A 17,970-nucleotide genomic window follows, 5' to 3' on the forward strand; every position below is an offset into this window, starting at 1 on the left:
GCCTCTTCACCCATCTTGAAGGATGGCGATGTAAGGCAGATTGCGGTAGCGCTCGGCATAGTCGAGACCGTAGCCGACGACGAAAGCGTCCGGAATGCGAAAGCCGAGGTAATCGATCTGCACGGGGCGTTCGCGCCGCTCCCACTTATCGAGCAATGCCGCCAGCCGAACGCTCCGCGCGCCGCGCGTGTGCAAGCTCGCCAACAAGTAAGAGAGCGTCAAGCCCGTATCCACGATATCTTCAACCACAAGGATGTCGCGCCCTTCGACGGGCGTATCCAAGTCTTTGATGATGCGCACCTCGCCGGATGAGCGAGTCTGGCTGCCGTAACTTGAAATCGCCATGAACTCTACGGCCAGCGGAAGATCAATGGCGCGCATCAGATCGCTGATGAAGATGCAAGCCCCTTTCAACACTCCGACCAACAACGGTTCGCGCCCGGCGTAATCGCGTGTGATTTCGGTCCCCATCTCCTGAATGCGCGTCTGAATCTGCTCGGCGGAAAAGAGCGGTACTAGCTTGGGGTTGTTGAATTCGGAAGGGGCAGCGGTCGAAGTCACAGTCAAAGCGTTTCTCTCCCTCGCAAGGTTGATGGCGGAACGGTCGTGCCTCGGTGGACCACCAAAATAAGCCGAACGCAGAACGCACCGCGTACAGCACCGATACTAGAACTTTTACTTCAAAGAGGTCAACGACCGGGCTCGCCCGCTAGCTCCCTACGCGAGGCGTGGACGATCAGCTTTAAAATGTACGTGAAGCGCTGTCGGGGGTCCATAGTCTCTGTCGGGGGTCCATAGTCTATGGAAAGCGCCGCTTGCCAAGAGGCGGGAGCCTTGTCATCACCTAGGGTTGACAAAGAGACCGAAAAGCGGGAGCGGTTCCCGCCTTCCGGCCCTCTCGATAGCGCTTTGTTTCTCGCGTCGCTGAAGGGATGCTGCACAATCAGCGCCTTCCGCGCTCTCTCGTCTGTCTTTAGTCAACTACTCCACGGCGCGCAGCCGGGGGCTTGCCCTCGCCCAGGTTACCGGGCCGCCGCTTCGGGGCCGGTTGACCACGGCCCACCGCCCCGAGAGACGGCGGTTGCGGATATTCCGAGCAGCGTTGATATCCACCACGTGCACATCATCCCATTTGATGTTAGAAGGGAGCGTGCGCCGCCTCCTCCCCAGGGCTCAAGCCCGGGGCTCCCGGCGGCGCGTTCTAGTGGGCGAGCTCGAAGCGGTGTGCGCAATCGCCGCCCGGCGCATACGGGGCGCGATATCGCCCACAATCGAGCTGCTCCTCCTCCCGAAAAGCATAGACATCGAAACCGTAGGCGTCGAGCGTGGTTGCCAGATCGGCGGCGGACTGGACGAACAACACCGGTGCGAAGCCCGCTTCGGCGCGGATCTCCAACAGTCGCTCGACGACCTCCAGCGGCGCGAAGACGCGTACCGGGTCTCTATAGGTAGCCATTCTCCACCTCCTTGCCACCAGCAACGTGCACTTCGCAATGTCGCCGTTTTGATGTACGCTATGCGCGTCGCAGTTGTTCGCCGCGAAGGTAAATTTTCGGTCAAAAAGGTGTGACGACTCGTTCGTCGGACCAGAAATCGAAAGGAGAGAGATGAACCGTCGCGATTTCGTTCTTCGCTCAACAGCCGCAGCCGCCTTTGCCATGACGGTCGAAAGAGGCATTACTGGTGGCGCCCTCTTGCCTTTGCCTTCAAGCGAATTCGCCTTTGCCCGGTTGCGTTATGCCTCCGGCAACTGGGACGCCGACCCGAACATGCCGACCAATCTGCTCCACGCGCTCGCCGCACACACGCGGCTGCGACTCGACGCTCGCGAGCGCATCATCGACGCGACATCGAACGATCTATTCGCTCATCCTTTCCTTTATTTGACCGGCAACCGCACCGTGCAATTCACGCCGCGCGAGCGGGAGCGCCTGCGCCACTATCTACGTTCCGGCGGATTCTTGTTCGTTGATGACTGCGAGCACGACATCAACGGCGAATTCGCCCGTAGCTTTGAGGCCGAATTATCGCTAGTGCTCGACCATCCGGAAGAGCGGTTGCGCGCGCTGCCGAACGACCATGAACTTTATCGCGCCTATTTCGACTTCCCCGCTGGCCCACCCACCACCTCGCACGAAGTCAACGGGTGGGGCGACCGCTTGGTCCACCCATATCTGCGTGGCGCGTGGGTCGGCAATCGGCTAGCGGTCCTCTATTCAAACAAGGATTACGGCTGCGAATGGAATTACGATCCGCGCAGCGGCTGCTTCATGGCGCATGATACGACGCGCTTCGGCGTCAACATCATCGTTTACGCGCTGAGAAACGCCGCACGCCCGCGATGACGACGGTGCCTTTGGCGCGGCTCAGAATTCGACGGCCAATCCGCTCATGAGCGAAAAATCGTTGCGTTTGACGTTCTGCTCTTGCGGACGATTATCGAAACGATTGAGCGCACCGATGCGCAACGAAAGGGCTTTGGTGAGCGGCGCGCGCAAGGATAGATCGACGTGAAAACGATAGCGCCCCATCTCGGCGAAATCCGGAAAGGCCGAGATCTGTTGACGAAAGCGCGCGCTGCCGAGCACTTTCTGCTCGCTCGTAAAACGCAACACGCCTTCGCCGAGCGTTCGCCGCAGTCCGGTCTCGTACTCTTCGTGCGTCACGCCGCCACCGAGGTCTATCGCCACCTCCTGCGCTTCGCTCTTCAACAGCGGGATGAGCAAGCCGCCGTTCCAGACGAAACGGTTGTCCAATCTTCTCATCTCGTCCCGTTCGTAACCCGCCTCGGCGAAGAACGAAAGATGTCGTTGCGGCATCGAACTCATATCGAGCCGGCGCTCATAGCGCACGTTCGAGGTGAAAAGCCCGGCAAAATCTTTCCCGTTTTTGATGCCGCGGCGGAGTAATCCGCCGATGATGAACCGTCCATCTTCGTACGTGCGGACGAAGTTGCCGGAAACGTTCAAATCGCTGATATCGGCGTTGCCGCGCGAGAGCGTGTAGTTGAAGGCCAAAGTCCGTTTCCAACCGAAACGCTGGCGATCTTTGCTAATAGGCGATGGCGTGCTCTGCGGCGAAGGCTGCGGCGAAGGGGTTTTGTCCGTCGTTTCGGAACGCGCCAACAACGCGACCTTGGCCGCCGTTAGCTGTGCCCGCACTGCTTCATCCTCAGTTTCACATCGAGAGATCATCGTCGTGCGGATCGTCACCGTGCCAGCATAGGCCGTGCTGATGGCGATCACATCTGAAGAGACGGAAAGGGTTTGTCCCGTGATGCGGTCGCCGTTGGTCAACAGGCAACTGATTGCGGCTGACGGCGCGACGCCCCTGCGACCTGATTGGGCGCTGGCTTCGACAACAAAAACGAGCAACAGGACAGCGATCAAAGGACGAATCAGCATAAAATCCTCGTCGGGCAATCGCTGCGTAGGACAGCGAAAATTCTTCGCGCAACAAGGAGAAAGATTTCCCCTTCGCCGAACTCGGTTGCTAATATATACCACAGGCTGAGGCGCGTGAAGATCGTCGAAGACGGCATTAGGCCAGAAGCGCGTGAAGGTTCGCTGGAAGCGATCTTCCGACCGAACGCGCAATGGGGTTCTTGCTAGCAGCGAAGAGGATGGGAGCTGAACCAAACCACGAACAGATGGGCAAAGCGATAATGGTGCGGTTCGATTCTGGAACGTTGCTGCTCGACGGCCTTGGTGCGCGCGACGTAGCGCCGACGCCTTTTTCTTGGGACCCGCGTGTGGCGCGCTGGCGTGCGCCGGCCGCAGCTTATCGCACCGCTATCACCGAGCTGCACCGCCGAAAGATCGCATACGTTGATCGCGCGCGACGTTACGATGAATTCCAGTTCGTTCACCGCTCAGTCGCCGAACCGCGTCCCTACCAACGCGAAGCCATCGAAGCGTGGAAACGCGCGGGTCGCCGCGGCGTCATCGTGCTGCCTACTGGCGCAGGCAAAAGTTTGGTCGCCGAAATGGCCATCGCTGAAGCGAATCGCTCAACGCTCATCGTTGTTCCAACTATCGATTTGATGAACCAATGGTACGACATTCTGTCGGCGAGTTTCGAGGCCGAGATCGGCTTGATCGGCGGGGGCTATTTCGAACTGGGCGCCATCACGATCAGCACCTATGCCTCGGCCTTTCGCCATATGGAAAAGCTGGGAGATAGATTCGGGCTGTTGGTCTTCGACGAGTGTCACCATCTGCCGGGAAGCTCCTACCGTCATGCAGCGGAAATGGCCATCGCGCCTTTTCGTCTCGGCCTGACGGCGACGCCGGAACGCGCCGACGGGGCCGAACGTCTGCTTGCCGATCTGATCGGACCGATCGTCTTTCGGCGCAAAGTCGCGGATTTAGCCGGAGCTTATTTGGCCGATTATCAATTGGTGAAGGTTCACGTTGAACTCTCCGCTGAGGAACGCGCTCAATACGAGAAGGCGCGTTCCATCTTTCGTGCTTTCATCGAAAGCGAACGCATCCCGCTCGGCAACGTCGAGGGCTGGCATCTTTTCATCGCCGCCAGTGCGCGCAGCGAACGCGGACGCCGCGCCATGCTGGCCTACCGTGAAGCGAAAAGAATCGCTCTCGGCACTGACGCTAAACTGCGCGCTTTGACGCAACTGCTCGCTCGCCATCGCGATGACCGCGTACTGATCTTCACGGCGGAGAACGAGATGGTCTATCGCATCTCGGAGCTTTTCCTTGTGCCCGTGATCACGCACGAAACGCCCATTAAAGAGCGGCGGTTTTGGCTCGAAGCGTTCAATCGCGGTGATGTCAAGGCGATTGCAACATCCAAAGTGTTGAACGAAGGTGTTAACATTCCAGACGCATCGGTGGCTATCGTCCTTTCCGGTTCCGGCTCATCGCGCGAACACATTCAAAGACTGGGGCGCATCCTGCGCCCACGTCCGGGCAAAAGGGCTGTTCTTTACGAGTTGGTCACGCGCGATACCACCGAAGAGGGGATCAGTCGCCGCCGAAGCGACCAACAAGCAGATCGAGAACGCGATCCTATGGCTCCGTGGCTCTGGTGAGCAAGCCTCCTCGACACCGCCTCTTGCAAAAGCGCCTCATCGTCTTCCAATCCGACGAAGCTCATCATTCTGGCATCAGTCCCCCTGAAGATATGCTGAAAATGTTCAGTGCGTCCATTCTTTTCGGTGGCGAATCAGCGGCGATTAAACTACCACCGTGGACAAGCACGGTTCATCGTGCGCCGGTCCGTTCAGCAAAGCGCGGTCGGGGTCTTCCTTTGCGACTCGGGGTGGAATTGCCAACTCCAAGCTTGAAGCGAACCTTGAGCCGAAAGCTTCATCTGGGCGGATCGCAAAATCGGCCCCGCCGGATTGAAATTTCCAAGATCAACCTCAACAATAGTCGGTGAGCTGCAAGCGCGCCGCGAGCTCAAGGCTGCGACGTGCTGTTGGCGCTTCGGGATCAGCCTTGGTGAAAGCGCAAGGTGCGCGCCGACGAACGAGGCGTCCAAGAGATGTTGACTGCTGAGCTGGCCATGAGTTGGAGGCGCGGCGACCGAACGGGGCCGCGCCGAATCAACCCGGACGACGCGGAGAAGGTCAAGGAAGCCGCCGATCTCATCGCCATCTTCCGCGCTCATGTGGGCAAGACGCGCGCCGAATTGGAGGCTTCCGTCGAGGAGTACGCAGGCACGACGACGGACTACAAGACGCTCCGCGGATTAGCCAAACTTCTGACCGACCGCTGCCAATTCGAGACCGTGGCTGTCACTGACCCAAGTGCACTTCGTCGCGCGCTCTTTTTGCGCGCACGTCATCCGAGGCTCGATGCAATGGAGCGTCGGCACGCGCTCGAAGAGACGGCAGCGATTCTCGGTTGCTCGACGGACGATTTGCTGGAGGGCTTGTACGCCGATCTGGAACAACGCCAAAAACTCCGCGATTTCGACGAGCCGACGCCGCGCGAACTCATCGACCGCTACAATCTAGCTCAAGCGCAAGCGTTGCTTTACCGCTGCGTCGAGATGAAGCTGGAGATCGAACCGCAAGAACCGACGCCGTATCGCGAACTTTTCAACGCCATCAAAGCTTACCGCCTGATCCACCGCATCAGCGGCGACGCTCGCCGCGGTTACGTCGTCACGCTCGATGGTCCGGTCTCGCTTTTTCATCGCTCGCAGAAGTACGGCATTCAAATGGCCGCTTTCCTGCCCGCGCTGCTTGCTTGTCGCGGCTGGCGCATGCGCGCGGAGATCGAGACCAAAGCTGGCGAGCGCGCGTTCTACGAACTCGACGCCTCTCAGCATCAGTTGCGTCCGCCGCAAGCGGAGCTTTCAACCTTGAACGATGAATTGACCGCCAAGCTCGCCTCCGACTGGGAGCGCAAAGCGCGCACGTGGCGGCTGGTGCCGACGACCGAGTTAATTCAGGTCGGCGAAACGATCTTCGCGCCCGACTTCCTGCTCCTCGACTCAAGCGGCCAGCGCGTCTACCTTGAGGTCTTGGGATTTTGGACGCCGCGCGCCCTTCGCGCCCGCCTCGATGAGTACCAAAGGTGTGGCTTCCGCCGCTTCGTCATTGCCCTCAGCGAAGAGTTGCGCGGCAGTCGCGACCAACCGCCGACGTTTCCGCCCAACGTCGTCTCGTGCAAAACGACGCTCGACGCACGTCGGATCGAGGAAGCGGCTACAGTAGTTGCCGGAACCTAGGCTTCCGGTCGTCCGACAAAAGGGGCCGCTTGTCGCCCGAAAATAGTTTTTGACCGGCTCGCCTTTTTTTGTTACATTGCGCGTTCGAGTGTTCCAACCCGAAAACCTACACGCGAAGGAGATGGCGACCGGAACTTCGGAATCTCGGACGGCGCGCGCCGCGCGAATCTGAAAGGACAAGGCAGGAGACCGCAAGTTGAGCACAGCCATTGAACAGACGCTTGAAATCTACGGGATCGAAAATTGGGGAGCGGGTTATTTCGACATCAATCGCAAGGGTAATCTCATCGTCCGCCCATCGGAGAACGACCCGCGAGCTGCAGACGTCAAAGAGATCATCGACGATCTAGCGCGACGCGGCATCGGGACGCCCGTGCTGTTGCGTTTTCCGCAGCTCTTGACGAGTCAAGTGCGCAAGCTGCAACGCGCTTTTCGCAATTCCATCCGCGAATTCGAGTACCAAGGCGCGCACATGTGCGTCTATCCGATGAAGGTCAATCAACACCGCGCCGTGGTCGAAGAATATCTGCGCGAAGCGTCGCGCTACGACTTCGGACTTGAAGCCGGTTCCAAAGCGGAACTCTACGCGGCGCTCGCGCTCGAACAATCGCCCGACAGCCTCTTGGTGCTCAACGGCTTCAAGGACGAAGAGTTCATCGAAATGGCTTTCGTCGGCGCGCGCTCGGGCAAGCGCGTCGTCGTCGTCATCGAGAAGCTAAGCGAACTGGACCACGTCCTGCGCCTCGCCGAGCGCTACGAAGATGGGCCGGTGCCGATGGTCGGCATCCGCGTCAAGCTCTACTCGAAAGGGTCCGGACGATGGGAGAAATCCGGCGGCGAAGCGGCCAAGTTCGGGTTGACCACCACCGAGATCCTCGAAGTCATTCGCCGCATGCAGGAAGCCGACCGCCTGCAGATGCTGCGGCTGCTCCACTTTCATATCGGCTCGCAACTGACCGACATCAAACGGATCAAGAACGCGATCAAAGAAGCAGCCCGCGTTTATGCCAAGATCAGGCAGATGAAAGTGCCGATCGATCTGCTCGACGTGGGCGGCGGCATGGCAGTCGATTACGACGGATCGCGTACGGCCTTTGACTCTTCGGCCAACTACACGGCGCAGGAGTTCGCCAACGATGTCGTCTACACGATCAAACAGGTCTGCGAAGACGAAAACGTTCCGCACCCGACGATCATTCAGGAATCGGGCCGCTTTCTGACCGCCTATCACGCCATGCTCGTCACCAACGTGCAGGACGAGATCGAAACGGTGGTCGAAGACATTCAACCGATCGAGATCGAAGACGACGATCCGCAGGTGATCATCGAGCTGGCCGACTTGCGCGCGACCATTTCGGCCAAAAACTACCGCGAGTACTACCACGACGCGCTCGAACACCGTGATGAACTCTTCACGCTCTTCAACTTGGGGCTGATCTCGCTCGAGGATCGCGCCAAAGGCGAAGTGCTCTTCTGGGACGTGTGCGAACGCGCCGACAAGTTCGCCCGACAAACCGAGTACGTCTCGGAGGACTTCGATGAACTCCGCCGCCTGCTGTGCGCTAAATACCTGACCAATTTTTCGGTCTTTCGCTCGGTCCCGGATCACTGGGCGATCGATCAGCTCTTTCCCATTGTGCCGATCCATCGGCTGAATAAACAGCCAACCGAATACGCAACGCTTTGTGATATAACTTGCGATTCCGATGGCATCGTGGATAAGTTCGTCGATCTACACGATGTTAAACAGATCCTCGAACTCCACTCGCTGACGCCCGGCGAGCCGTACTACATCGCCTTCTTGCTGGTGGGCGCGTACCAGGAAGTCATGGGAAGCAACCACAACCTCTTCGGTAATCCGAACGAGGCGCACATCTACATCGACGAAGACGGGTACTTGATCAAAAAGGTCATCCCAGGGACCAACATCGGCGAAGCGGTCGAACGCGCCCACTACGACCGAAATCAACTTCACGAAGGGTTTCGCCGCCGCGTCGAACAATTGATACGGCGCGGCGAGCTGAGCGAGGCGCAAGGCATGGAACTGATCGAGTATTACGAATCGCGCATCGGCTCCTACACCTACTTGTCGGTCAACGGCTCGACTCCGAACCGCCGTCATCATCGGGATTGATCGAAAACGATTAAAGACGGGTTCGCCGCAGCGAACCTAACACGTGCGATAAAGACGGTTTGAGGATTCCAAAGAGAAGAAAAGAGGGTCACGATGACGTCTATGGTTACACAACGCAAAGCGCGACCATCGCGCTATCTCACCACGCCAACCCGCCCGATTCAAGTGGACCGTGACCGATCCATCGCCGGGTTGCTGGAGAAGATGGAAGGGGCCGGTTTCGGCGCGCGCCAATTGGCCGAGGCGCATCGCATCTGGCTCGATATGCTCGGCGATAACACGGTGATCTTCGTCGCCGCCTCGGGGCCGCTCATTCCGGCTGGAATGCGACGTCTGCTCGCCTACGTCGTCAAGAATCGATTCGTCGATGTGCTCGTGCTTTCGGGCGCGCTCATCTTCCACGATCTGCACGAAACGCTCGGACGACAGCATTACCAAGCTCATCCGAGCATGCCCGACGCCGAATTGGAGGCCGCACAAATCACGCGCACGCTGGACGTGCTGGCGAGCGAAGAAGAGTACCGCGAAGCCGCCGAATGGGTCAGCGGTTTCGTCAATCAGCTGGATCAGACGCGCGCCTACTCAGTGCGCGAATTGCTCCACCTGCTCGGACGCGAGCTATCCGAAATCTCCACGGACGACGGCGTCTTGACCGCGGCCTTCAAATCGCGCGTCCCCGTCTTCTGCCCAGACGTCGCCGATAGCTTGATCGTCACCGGTATCGCCACGGCGCGCTTTGAGAAGAAGAACAACTTTCAATTCGATCTCGCGCAAGATGCGCTCGATATCGCGCAGATCTTCGCCCGCGCGCGCGCCACGGGCACGATTCAGATCGGCGGCGGGGCGCCACGCACCTTTCTCCAACAAGCGCAAAACTCCATGGACGTAGTCAAAGCGCCGGCGCGCAGCGGCCACAAATACGCCGTGCAAATCGGCACTGAAGTCTTGCCGACGGGCGGACGCTCCGGCTTGAGCATCAACGACGAAACCTTCATCTACGGCAAACTCGCACGCGGCGCAAGCACAAGCTACGTCAACTGTGATCCGACCATTGCGCTGCCGATCTTGATCACGGCCCTGTCGCAAACAGGCGCCAAGTACATGAAAGGGCGTAAACGTCCGAACTTCACGCTGGCGCGCGAATTGACGATCGAGGTGCCGTAAAGACGCCATGTCCGAATCGGCTCACCTTCCGATGAACTTCGGCGGCATCAGCGAAGAGCGCTTCTCTTCGCTGACCGCTGCTCGTGTTCTCGTCTGGCCCATCTCGTATGAAGCGACCGTCTCTTACGGCGCGGGCACGGGCCGCGGCGCGGAAGCGATCATCGACGCCTCGCGCAACATGGAGCTTTACGACGAAGAACTCGACCGCGAAACCTACCGCATAGGCATCCACACGCTTCCCACCTTGCCGCCCGCGCCGACGCCCGAACAGATGCAACAAAATATCTACGACGAAGCGCGCCGACTCCTTTCCATAGAGAAGTTCCTCGTCTCGCTCGGCGGCGAACATTCGATCACGGCACCCATTGTTCGCGCTCACGCCGAACGCTACGCGCGCCTCTCCGTTTTCCAGATAGATGCCCATGCTGACTTGCGCGCAACCTACGACGATACGCCGCACTCGCACGCCTGCGTGATGCGACGCATTGCGGAAGATCTAAGGGTTCCCATCGTGCAATTCGGCATCCGCTCGCTCTCGGCAGAAGAGGCACGGATCAAGGAACGCTTGCCGACGCGCATCTTCTGGGCCAAAGATGTCGTCGGAAGACCACAAAGCTGGGGCGAAGCCATCTCGACGCTCACGGAACACGTCTATTTGACCATTGACATCGACGGACTCGACCCGTCGCTCGTACCCCATACAGGAACGCCAGAACCGGGCGGACTCGGTTGGTACGAAACGCTTGGGTTGTTGCGCGCGCTCGCTACAAGTCGCCGCATCGTCGGCATGGATCTGGTCGAATACGCGCCTTCGGGCGACTATCGCGCTTCCGCCTTCCTCTGCGCCAAACTCATCTACAAAACGCTCGGCTATATCTTCGCCGATTCGCTCCCGCCGATCTGATCACGCCTTCTGACCGGCCTTTCGTAATGAAACGGGGCGCACGCTCGAAACCCCATCGTACGCGGCTCTCTCCGCACCCTCAGCGCCCACAGCATCGCAAAGCCGAGTTCCGACCATCAACCGATTGACTCCGCTTTCAAGCTTGCGACGGCGCGTGACAAACTTCACGCTGATGAGGTAAAAATCTGTGGCGGATGCGCGTCAAAGGGATTGCGGTTCTCGGTTCGACCGGTTCCATCGGGTGCAACACGCTACGCGTGGTTGAAGCGCTCGGCGAACCCTTTCGCATCGTCGCGCTGGCAGCCCGGCGCAACGTCGCCAAACTATCCGAACAGATCGTGCGCCACCGCCCGCTGTTGGTCTCGGTCGAAGACGAGCGTTGCGCCGAAGAATTGAGGGCATGCCTTCGTGTGCTCGGATCCACTGTCGAGCCGCGCTTGCTCATCGGCGAACAAGGGCTGATCGAAGTCGCTACGCACGAAGAGGCGAGCTGCGTCGTGGCGGCGACCGTCGGCGCCGTCGGTTTGGTGCCGACTCTGCGCGCGCTCGAAGCGGGCAAGCGCGTCGCCCTGGCAAACAAAGAGACGCTTGTCATGGCTGGGGAACTCGTCACGCGCACGGCGCGCCGCAGCGGCGCCGAACTACTGCCCATCGATTCCGAGCACAACGCTCTACACCAGTGTTTGCGCGGCGAAGACCGCGCCGAAGTGCGAAGATTGATCCTCACGGCGTCGGGCGGACCGTTTCGCGCTTGCGACCGCGAGGCCATGGAGCGCGCGACCGTCGAAGAAGCGATGCGCCACCCGACGTGGAACATGGGAACCAAAGTGACCATCGATTCGGCGACGCTGATGAACAAAGGGCTCGAAGTGATCGAAGCCCATTGGCTCTTCGGTTTCGATGCCGATCAGATAGACGTTCTCATTCACCCGGAATCGGTGGTCCACTCGATGATCGAACTCATCGACGGCTCGGTGATCGCGCAAATGGGTATCACAGACATGCGCCACGCGATTCAATACGCGCTCACCTACCCGCAACGCCTTGCCTGCACGCTGCCGCGGTTGGATCTAACGCGCATCGGGATGTTGCGTTTCGAGCGCCCGGATGTCGAGCGTTTTCCGTCTCTGACGCTCGCTTACCGCGCGCTACGCACGGGCGGGACTATGCCCGCCGTGATGAACGCTGCCAATGAGGAAGCCGTCAACGCTTTTCTCCAAGGACGCCTCAAGTTGACCGAGATCGCGCGCATTGTCGCGCGCGTTATGGAACGGCACGCCGCGCGCGCGGCCTCCTCGCTCGACGAAATCCTCGCCGCCGACGCCTGGGCGCGCCGGCGAGCAACCGAAGAGATAGGCGCTTTGGGATGCAACGCGAGCGCACCGGTTTGACGCATCGCACGCGCGGCGCGTAAACTCAAATGGTGAACGCTGCCAACCGAACGCTAACAGTGGTTCGCACACGAAGCAAGAAAGAGAGAGCGAAATGAGCTTTTTGATCGGCGCTTTGGCCTTCATCTTCATCCTCGGCGCAGCCGTTATCATTCACGAATTCGGCCATTTCATCGTCGCCAAGCTGCTCGGCATCCGCGCCGAAATCTTCTCGTTCGGATTCGGCCCGCGCCTTTTCGGTTGGCGTTGGGGCACCACCGATTACCGCGTGAGCGCCATTCCGCTTGGCGGTTACGTCAAACTGGGCGGCGATGAATCGAACGCGGCGCTGGAAGGAGAGGGTGCAGCGGCGATCCCGCCCGAAGAGCGTTTCGATCTCCGCCCCCGCTGGCAACGCTTTCTCGTCATCATCGCTGGACCTTTAATGAACATCCTGACGGCGCTGGCGATTCCCTTTCTCGCCGCGCTGCTCATCGGCGTTCCCGTCTCGCCGTCGCCCAAGGTCGCGCGCGTCATTCCAGGCAGCGCTGCCGAAGCGGCAGGAGTAAGACCCGGCGATCGCATCGTCACCTTCAACGGCAAGGAGAACCCGACGTGGGAACGCATCGAAGGCGATGCGCTTCTTTCGCCTGGGCAGCCCATCTCGATCGTAGTCGAACGCAACGGTCAACGCCTTCCGCTGGTCATCACGCCAGCGCGCGTCGCTCGCGGAGGCGAAGCCATGGGAGAACTTGGGATTCGCCCCGATTACGGCGAAGTCCCCGTCATCGTCGGCCAAGTCGAACCGGGGTCACCCGCGCAAGAGGCTGGCCTACGCCCCGGGGACAGGATTCTGGAGCTCGATGGGCAACCGGTACGCAACGAACAACAGGTCGTCGATTACATCCAAGAACACAAGTCGCAACCGATCCGCATCGCCATCGAGCGCGACAACCAACGCTTGGAGCTGATCGCACAAGCGCGTCGATTGCCTGATGGTACCGAACGGCTCGGCTTCTCCTTCAGCAGCCGTCTGCCGACCGAGCGCGTTGGTCCCATCGTTGCCGCTTCCTACGCCGTGCGAACCAACATCGAGGTGCTACGCTTGACCGGCAAAGCGCTCGGCCAAGTGATCGCTGGGTCGCGCTCGGCGCGCGACACGCTCGCCGGACCGATTGGCATCGCGCGCGCCTCTTCCATGGCAGCGAACACGGGCGGCTTGGAAGGCGTCTTTAGGTTGCTCGCTTTCTTGAGCCTTAATCTCGGGATCTTTAACTTACTGCCTATTCCGATGCTCGACGGCGGCGCGATCCTCTTGCTCATAGTCGAAGCGTTGCTGGCCCGCGCGGGCGTTCAATTATCGCTTGCGCTACGCGAACGTATTCAGCAGATCGGTTTCGTCGCCATACTGCTCCTGATGGGCTTCGTCATCACCAACGACTTGATGAAAGAAGTCTCGCGCTGGCGCAACAGCGACGACGCGCGACCAGCAGCCGAAAGGGCCAAGTAAATCAACACCGATATCAGATCAAACGTTTATGCGTAGAAAATCGAGAGCGGTCAAAGTCAGAAACGTGCAGATCGGCGGCGACGCGCCCATCGTCGTCCAATCCATGACCAAAACCGACACGGTCGATGTCGAGGCAACCGTGCGCCAGATTGAAGAGATGGTGCGCGCCGGGTGCGAGATCGTGCGCGTCGCCGTGCCGGACAAAGAAGCCGCCATCGCGCTCAAAGAGATCAGGCGGCGCGTCCCCAACGTGCCGCTCGTTGCCGACATCCATTTCCACTACAAGCTGGCTCTGATGGCGCTTGAAGCGGGCGTCGATAAGCTTCGTTTGAATCCGGGCAACATCGGTTCAGCCGAGCGCGTGCGCGAAGTCGTGCGTGCCGCACAAGCTCAAAGCGTGCCGATCAGAATCGGCGTCAACGGCGGCTCGCTCGAAAAGGATCTGCTCGCCAAATACGGCGCGGCGACGCCCGAAGCGATGGTCGAATCGGCCATGCGCCACATTCGCATCCTCGAAGACCTGGGCTTTTACGACATCGTCGTCAGCCTCAAAGCCTCGGATGTGCGCCGCACGGTGGCCGCTTACCGCCTGCTCGCCGAAAAGGTCGATTATCCGCTGCATCTCGGCGTAACTGAAGCCGGTACGCCCTTTGGCGGCACGATCAAATCGGCCATCGGCCTCGGCATACTGCTTCACGAAGGCATCGGCGATACGATCCGCGTTTCGCTCGCCGCCGAACCGCAAGAAGAGGTGCGCGTTGCTTGGGAGATACTGCGCGCGCTCGAACTACGTCAACGCGGTGTGACCGTGGTCGCTTGCCCAACCTGCGGGCGCATCGACGTTGATAATTTCGTTGGCATCGTCACCGAGATCGAACGGCGCTTGCAACACATCGACGAACCGCTCCATCTTTCGATCATGGGCTGCGCGGTGAACGGTCCTGGTGAAGCCCATGAATCAGACCTTGGGGTCACGTTCGGGCGCGGCGTTGGAATGATCTTCAAAGACGGCGACCCGTTGCGCAAAGTCTCAAGCGAAGAGATCATCGAAGCCTTCGTGCGTGAAGCCGAAAAAATGGTCGCTGAAAGACGCGCACGAAAATCTGCAGAGCGAGAAAAAACGACCACCCCGTAGTTTGCGGCGAGCCGCCGAGATCCGCGCTGAAGGCACACTGCTTACCTCTAGATGATGAAGGAAAAGGGTAGTTTGCGGCGAGCCGCCGAGATCCGCGCTGAAGGAGCGACTTATGCCTCCTCGCGCGCTGACGACCGCTTCAATCAACTCTCCCGACAAAGCCAAAGGCAAGCGCCACTGAAACACCGGCTACGCAGCGCAAGCCCTCCCGTTCACGATCCTTTTGCTCTCTCGCAGCGCGTGAGTGTGCTGCCACACGACAGAGCGTTTCGCATAGAACGACCTCGCCATGACCTTCTCGTTCGCCTGTTAAGCGGGACCATCCGCGCTGAGAGCGCTTTCGCACAAGCCCCATCCCGCGGGTCGTCCCACCGTCACGAGAGCAGCGCGCCGAACCGATAGCACGGTCGAATCGAGACGCCCGACGAACGACGGAACAGCACGCGAAACCGCCCCCCTTAGCCCGCGACTTGGTTGAGTTCCAATCAAGGGCCGCTTCGCACGAGGAGCAGTTTTCCGCTAAGGCGGGTCGTTGTAGAATGAGTCGGCTCGCAACCGGCGCTCGACGGGCTTCGCCCACGAACCCTTTGCATTCGGGCGACCGGCGACTCGAATCAGGAGGTGTTCGCCATGCCTTCGTCTTTCATGCAGAACTACCGCGAGAAACATCGCCATCCGATCAACAAACTGCTTCACACCATCGGTATTCCGACCATTGTCGTTTCGCTTCCGCTCTTCTTCTTCAACTGGCGTTTGGCGCTGGCGCTCTTCGTGGGCGGATGGGTCTTGCAATTCGTCGGTCACTTCATCGAAGGCAATCAGCCAGCGTTCTTGCGTAACCCGATCTACTTGTTCATCGGGCCGCTCTGGTTCTTGCGTCGCGTCGGCGAAGCGCTGCATCTCTTGCGCCCTGAAGGAACGGAGCGGACCGACGCGGCACGGCGGTGAAAGTGGAAGAGCGCGCTCTTGCAGATCACGTCGCAGAAACGCTCGAGCGAGGACTTCTCGCCGCGCTCGTCACCATCGTTCATGCTCCGCGAAACGTCGGGAAGAAACTGCTTGTCACCGAAGATGGTCACGTCGCTGGCGACCTCGGCGATGCAGCTTTGAACCGTGCGGCGATGGGGCAAGCCGAGCGCTTTCTTCTTTCCGGAGCGGAGGCGCAGACCTTTCGCGTCGAAGAGTTCGCCCCCGACTTGAGCGTTTGGAAGGGGGTGCGATTGCTCTTCGAACGCATCGCGCCGACGCCGCGCATCGTCATTTGCGGGGCCGGACACGTCGGAGCGAGTCTTGCGCGGTTGGCTTGCTTGCTGGGCTACCGCGTGACGCTCATCGATGATCGAGCCGATTTCGTCTCCCGCGACCGTTTCGCTGACATCGCCGTCGAACTCGTGCTCGCCGAGGACTGGGAACGCGCGATCACGGCAGCAGTTGGGACGGGACGTGAGGTCTTCGTCGCCGTTGTTACGCGCGGCCACAACGAAGATGAAAAGTGCATGCGCGCTGCGTTGCGCGCGCGTCCACGCTACGTCGGCATGATCGGCAGCCGTCGTCGGACCAACATCGTGTTGCGGCGTCTGCGCTCCGAAGGTTTCGACGAGAACCTTCTTCACGAGGTGCGCGCTCCCATTGGGCTAGACATCGGCGCGGTCACGCCCGAAGAGGTCGCGCTCGCCATCATGGCCGAGATCATCGCCGAACGGCGCGGCGGGAGCGGCGCGCCTCTTTCCGCGTGGCGTAGGTCCTCAACAGAACGCAATCAACGGTCAACTACCCCATAGCTAAAGCTAGGGGCTTGCGAGAGTAGCGGCCTTGCCAGCGCGCGCGCAGCGTAAGGCGGTCTGGAGACCGGGAAAGACTAGCCTAGCCGAGCAACCGAACCCGGTGACGGTGCTTCGGGGGCGTTCGAAGGCAACTCGCGCCGCCCGCTCGTGGCAGGGCACCGATGTTGTGGATGCTCCCCTAGTCTACAACCTCTCCGGCGGCCAGCGGCGAAGGGGTGAAATTGCCGCCCGAAAGGGCGAGAGAGAGGGTAACCTTTTATCATGTATGTTCCTGTAATCTCTGCTGATGGGAAACCGCTCATGCCTTGCCATCCGGCAAGAGCGAGGCAGCTTGTCCGCAAAGGCCGGGCGGTACGGCGCTTTCGCAAGGGTTTCTTCTACATCCAGCTCCTAGACCGTGAAGTCGGAGTCGTGCAGCCGGTGGCCTGCGGGATTGACCCGGGCTCAAAGTGGGAAGGATTCACCGTCAAGAGCGAGAAGCGCACGTTCGCGAACATCCACGCCGACGCTGTGACGCATGTCAAGGACGCGGTGAAGACGCGGCGAGAAATGAGGCGAGGACGTCGTTTCAGGAAGACGCCGTACCGCAAGCCGCGGTTCAATCGCTCTATCGGAGGGATACCGCCTTCAACGAAGGCGAGGTGGGCTTGGAAACTCCGTCTCGCTTCGTTTCTAGCAAGCCTGTACCCCATCACCGGCTTCGTGGTTGAGGACGTGGCCGCCGAAACACGCAAGGGCCAGCGCCGGTGGAACACCAATTTCTCTCCTTTAGAAATTGGGAAACGTTGGTTTTACGAGGAGCTTGGACAGATCGCGCCCGTCGTTCCCGTGCATGGTTATGAGACGAAAAAGGCGCGCGATGCCTTCAGTCTGCCGAAGACGGCAAGGAAGAATGTCGAGAGCTTTTGGGCACATTGCGTTGATGCCTGGATTCTGGCGTCCATGACCGTTGGCGGCAGGGCGCCGGATAACACGCGAATTGTGCGAGTTGCATCGTTAAGCTTCCGACGTCGGTCTTTACACCTTCGCCAACCAGACAAAGGTGGAATGCGCCGTCGGCACGGGGGCACGGTGAGCTTGGGACTCCGGCGCGGGACGCAGGTCCTTCACCCGAAGTTTGGATTCTGCTACGTGGGCGGGCATATGGGAGGGCGGCTCAGTCTGCATACGATGCAGGACGGAAGGCGGCTTACGCAAAACGCTCGCCGCGAGGGACGCGTTGCGCTTGTTCCATGTTCTTGGCGAGTGTGGATACCGAAAGAAGGGGGTG

15 protein-coding genes are annotated in these 17,970 nt (G+C 59.9%); 12 read left to right on the forward strand and 3 right to left on the reverse strand.

Features of this window, described 5'->3' with window-relative positions; translation table 11 throughout:
* Positions 1-6: 6 nt before the first annotated feature.
* Complete coding sequence (gene hpt / locus C4334_RS04695) at positions 7-567, reverse strand: hypoxanthine phosphoribosyltransferase (protein WP_352430927.1); 561 nt, start codon at positions 565-567, stop codon at positions 7-9.
* A gap of 634 nt (positions 568-1,201) precedes the next feature.
* The gene (locus C4334_RS04700; protein ID WP_352430928.1) at positions 1,202-1,456 is read right to left on the reverse strand and encodes a hypothetical protein; all 255 of its coding nucleotides are present in this window, start codon (positions 1,454-1,456) and stop codon (positions 1,202-1,204) included.
* 151 nt (positions 1,457-1,607) lie between these two features.
* On the opposite strand from C4334_RS04700, the gene C4334_RS04705 reads away from it, so the two are divergent.
* Entirely contained in the window at positions 1,608-2,345 is a 738-nt protein-coding gene (locus tag C4334_RS04705) for a DUF4159 domain-containing protein (RefSeq protein WP_352430929.1), read from the forward strand.
* 21 nt (positions 2,346-2,366) lie between these two features.
* Here the strand turns inward: C4334_RS04705 and C4334_RS04710 are convergent, their stop codons facing one another.
* On the reverse strand, positions 2,367-3,404 hold the full coding sequence (locus C4334_RS04710) for a DUF481 domain-containing protein (protein ID WP_352430930.1): 1,038 nt from the start codon (positions 3,402-3,404) through the stop codon (positions 2,367-2,369).
* A gap of 218 nt (positions 3,405-3,622) precedes the next feature.
* Here C4334_RS04710 and C4334_RS04715 point away from each other — a divergent pair, with 218 nt between their 5' ends.
* The 11 genes from C4334_RS04715 to C4334_RS04765 all read left to right on the forward strand — a co-directional run.
* On the forward strand, positions 3,623-5,050 hold the full coding sequence (locus C4334_RS04715) for a DEAD/DEAH box helicase (RefSeq protein WP_352430931.1): 1,428 nt from the start codon (positions 3,623-3,625) through the stop codon (positions 5,048-5,050).
* A gap of 455 nt (positions 5,051-5,505) precedes the next feature.
* Positions 5,506-6,699 (forward strand): DUF790 family protein, encoded by a 1,194-nt coding sequence (locus C4334_RS04720; protein WP_352430932.1) that lies wholly within the window; start codon positions 5,506-5,508, stop codon positions 6,697-6,699.
* Between the two features lie 196 nt (positions 6,700-6,895).
* Entirely contained in the window at positions 6,896-8,833 is a 1,938-nt protein-coding gene (gene speA, locus C4334_RS04725; protein WP_352430933.1) for a biosynthetic arginine decarboxylase, read from the forward strand.
* Positions 8,834-8,926: 93 nt separating this feature from the next.
* The gene (locus tag C4334_RS04730) at positions 8,927-9,997 is read left to right on the forward strand and encodes a deoxyhypusine synthase family protein (RefSeq protein WP_352430934.1); all 1,071 of its coding nucleotides are present in this window, start codon (positions 8,927-8,929) and stop codon (positions 9,995-9,997) included.
* A gap of 7 nt (positions 9,998-10,004) precedes the next feature.
* Positions 10,005-10,901 (forward strand): agmatinase, encoded by an 897-nt coding sequence (speB, locus tag C4334_RS04735; RefSeq protein ID WP_352430935.1) that lies wholly within the window; start codon positions 10,005-10,007, stop codon positions 10,899-10,901.
* A 194-nt stretch (positions 10,902-11,095) separates the two neighbouring features.
* Positions 11,096-12,292, forward strand: coding sequence for a 1-deoxy-D-xylulose-5-phosphate reductoisomerase (locus C4334_RS04740; protein ID WP_352430936.1), 1,197 nt, complete (start codon positions 11,096-11,098; stop codon positions 12,290-12,292).
* 94 nt (positions 12,293-12,386) lie between these two features.
* A complete protein-coding gene (gene rseP, locus C4334_RS04745; protein ID WP_352430937.1) occupies positions 12,387-13,781 on the forward strand; it encodes an RIP metalloprotease RseP in 1,395 nt (464 codons plus the stop codon).
* A gap of 10 nt (positions 13,782-13,791) precedes the next feature.
* Positions 13,792-14,916, forward strand: coding sequence for a flavodoxin-dependent (E)-4-hydroxy-3-methylbut-2-enyl-diphosphate synthase (ispG, locus tag C4334_RS04750; protein ID WP_352430944.1), 1,125 nt, complete (start codon positions 13,792-13,794; stop codon positions 14,914-14,916).
* 630 nt (positions 14,917-15,546) lie between these two features.
* A complete protein-coding gene (locus C4334_RS04755) occupies positions 15,547-15,864 on the forward strand; it encodes an Mpo1-like protein (RefSeq protein ID WP_352430938.1) in 318 nt (105 codons plus the stop codon).
* The gene (locus C4334_RS04760; protein WP_352430939.1) at positions 15,861-16,697 is read left to right on the forward strand and encodes an XdhC family protein; all 837 of its coding nucleotides are present in this window, start codon (positions 15,861-15,863) and stop codon (positions 16,695-16,697) included. The genes C4334_RS04755 and C4334_RS04760 overlap by 4 nt, the downstream gene beginning before the upstream one ends.
* Before the next feature lie 264 nt (positions 16,698-16,961).
* Positions 16,962-17,970 (forward strand): RRXRR domain-containing protein (locus C4334_RS04765; protein WP_352430940.1); only part of this gene is annotated, 1,009 nt, incomplete at its 3' end.

The organism is Pyrinomonas sp., from assembly GCF_040289685.1.
Taxonomy (GTDB): Bacteria; Acidobacteriota; Blastocatellia; order Pyrinomonadales; family Pyrinomonadaceae; genus Pyrinomonas.